Origin of the sequence: Hyphomicrobium sp., from assembly GCF_020852195.1 — a bacterium.
GTDB lineage: Bacteria > Pseudomonadota > Alphaproteobacteria > Rhizobiales > Hyphomicrobiaceae > Hyphomicrobium_C.
In genome coordinates this window covers 1-2,655 of the sequence record NZ_JADZBI010000013.1, presented here as the reverse complement: position 1 = coordinate 2,655, position 2,655 = coordinate 1, and the positions used below count along the sequence as shown (strand labels likewise).

General features: G+C 67.5%; 5 protein-coding genes. All 5 read left to right on the top strand.

The annotated features are described in order from the left end of the window. Positions 1-330, top strand: a 330-nt coding sequence (rplK, locus tag IT540_RS01205; RefSeq protein WP_291172131.1) for a 50S ribosomal protein L11, incomplete at its 5' end; no start/stop codon positions are given. Between the two features lie 3 nt (positions 331-333). Beyond that, positions 334-1,038 (top strand): 50S ribosomal protein L1, encoded by a 705-nt coding sequence (gene rplA, locus IT540_RS01200; RefSeq protein ID WP_291172128.1) that lies wholly within the window; start codon positions 334-336, stop codon positions 1,036-1,038. Positions 1,039-1,305: 267 nt separating this feature from the next. Next, a complete protein-coding gene (rplJ, locus tag IT540_RS01195) occupies positions 1,306-1,839 on the top strand; it encodes a 50S ribosomal protein L10 (RefSeq protein WP_291172125.1) in 534 nt (177 codons plus the stop codon). A gap of 57 nt (positions 1,840-1,896) precedes the next feature. Beyond that, the gene (gene rplL, locus IT540_RS01190; RefSeq protein ID WP_291172122.1) at positions 1,897-2,283 is read left to right on the top strand and encodes a 50S ribosomal protein L7/L12; all 387 of its coding nucleotides are present in this window, start codon (positions 1,897-1,899) and stop codon (positions 2,281-2,283) included. Positions 2,284-2,431: 148 nt separating this feature from the next. Then, the coding region (locus tag IT540_RS01185; RefSeq protein WP_291172119.1) for a hypothetical protein at positions 2,432-2,655 on the top strand (224 nt) is incomplete at its 3' end.

Genomic DNA, 2,655 nt, shown 5'->3' with positions numbered 1-2,655 from the left:
ATCATGGAGTTCTGCAAGCAGTTCAATGCGCAGACCCAGCAGGTCGAGAAGGGCCTGCCGATCCCGGTCGTGATCACGGTCTACAGCGACCGCAGCTTCACGTTCGTGATGAAGACGCCACCGGCGTCCGTGCTGATCCGCACGGCGATCGGCATCGAGAAGGGCAGCGGCGCGCCGAACACCGCCAAGGTGGGCCGGATCTCGCGCAGCCAGCTCGAGGAGATCGCGAAGACCAAGACGCCGGACCTCACCGCCGCCGACCTCGATGCGGCCGTGCGGACGATCGCCGGCAGCGCCCGCAGCATGGGCGTCGACGTGGAGGGGGTTTGAGCCATGGTTGCCGTCACCAAGCGCATGAAGCCCTGGGCCGAGAAGATCGTCCCCGGCAAGACCTATCCGATCGACGAGGCCATCGGTCTCGTCAAGCAGTTCGCCGTCTCGAAGTTCGACGAAGCCGTCGACGTCGCCGTGAACCTGGGCGTGGACGCCTCGAAGTCGGACCAGCAGGTCCGCGGCTCGACCGTGCTGCCGCACGGCACCGGCAAGACGGTCCGCGTGGCCGTGTTCACGCAGGGCAAGAACGTCGACGCCGCGCGTGAAGCGGGCGCGGACATCGTCGGCATGGACGACCTCGCCGCACAGGTGAAGGCGGGCGAGCTGAACTTCGACGTGGTCATCGCCAGCCCCGACGCGATGCGCGTCGTCGGCCAGCTCGGCCAGATCCTCGGTCCGCGCGGCCTGATGCCGAACCCGAAGGTCGGCACGGTGACCCCGGACGTCGCGGCCGCCGTGCGCAACGCCAAGGCCGGCCAGGTGCGCTTCCGCACCGACAAGGCGGGCGTGATCCACTGCACGATCGGCAAGGCGAGCTTCGCCCCGGAGAAGCTCAAGGACAACCTGCACGCGCTGCTGCACGACCTGCAGAAGATCAAGCCGGCGGCGTCGAAGGGCGTGTACCTCCGGCGCGTGTCGCTGTCGTCGACGATGGGCCCCGGCGTGCCGGTGGACCAGTCGACGCTCACGGCGGCGGCGCATTGAGCGCCCGCGCGCGGCATTGGACGTTTTTTCGTTTTGATGCAGGGCCGGCCCGGGCCCCATGCCGCGCGAGCGGCGCGGAGCGAGGGCCGGTCATCATCGAAGACCGCAGGCGGGAGAGCTCCCCGGAGTCGCTCCCTTAATTCCGCAGGGCCTGCGCAGATGGTGGTACCCGAGTCAGTGTCTCACTGCCGAAGGTCCGCCTTCTAAAGAAGGGCGAACGCCCAGGGAAGGATGTTCGGATGTTCGATCTTCAGGCCAGGAGGACTCATGGCGCTTAGATTCGACGACAAGAAGGCGCTGGTCGCCGAGGTCGCGACGGTGGCGCAGTCCGCGCAGTCCGTCGTGGCCGCGGAGTACCGGGGGCTGCCGGTCGCAAAGCTCACCGAGCTGCGTGCCCGGGCCCGCGCCAACCGTGTCTACGTGCGTGTGGTGAAGAACACGCTGGCCCGCCGGGCGGTTGCCGGCACTCAGTTCGAGTGCGTCGGTGCGAAGCTCAAGGGCCCGCTGATCCTCGCCTTCTCGCAGGACGACCCGGGTGCGGCGGCGCGGCTGATCAAGGCATTCGCGAGGGACAACGACAAGCTCGTCCCGACGCTGGTGTCCCTGGGCGGCCAGGTGCTGCCGGGCACAGACCTGGAGCGCGTCGCGAGCCTGCCCACCCGGGACCAGGCTCTGGCGCAGCTTCTGGGGGTGCTCAAGGCCCCGATCGGCAAGTTCGTCCGCACGCTGGCCGAGCCTCACACGAAGCTCGTGCGCACGATCGCCGCGGTCAAGGACCAGAAGCAGGGCGCGGCCGCCTGAGCGGTGCGCGCATTCGATTCACGGGTATCTGCAACAGTATTTTCAGGAGCTGATCAAATGGCTGCTAGCAAAGAAGAGATCCTCGACGCAATCTCCAACATGACCGTCATGGAGATCGTCGACCTCCTCAAGCTGATGGAAGACAAGCTCGGCGTGACGGCGGCGGCCCCGGTGGCCATCGCCGCCGCGTGTGGTGGCGCGGGCGCCGCGCCCGCCCCGGTCGTCGAGGAGAAGACGGAGTTCACCGTCACCATGACGAGCTTCGGCGCCAACAAGGTCGGCGTGATCAAGGTCATCCGCGAGATCACCGGCCTCGGCCTCAAGGAAGCCAAGGACCTCGTCGAGGGCGTGCCCTCGGTGGTCAAGGACAGCGTGCCGAAGGCCGACGCCGACTCGATCAAGAAGAAGCTCGAGGAGGCCGGCGCTGCCGCGGAGATCAAGTAGCCGCGATGCGCGGGCAAACGCCCGTCGCGCGGGGTCCCGGGCGGTGGAAGTCCTCCACTGCCCGGCGGCCCCTGTTCGTCGTTTTTTCGTCCCGTAGTTTCCGTCGCGCTCGGGCGCCGTCGCCGGACGCCTCGAGAGGGTGATCGCAATGGCCTATTCCTTCACCGAGAAGAAGCGCATCCGCAAGGACTTCGGCAAGCGTTCGAGCATCCTCGAGGTGCCGTACCTGCTCGCCATCCAGCTGGATTCGTACCGCAGGTTCCTGCAGGCCGACACGGCCGAGGAGAAGCGTGACGAGATCGGCCTGCGCGCCGCGTTCCGCAGCGTGTTCCCGATCGTCAGCTATTCCGGCAACGCGTCCCTCGAGTACGT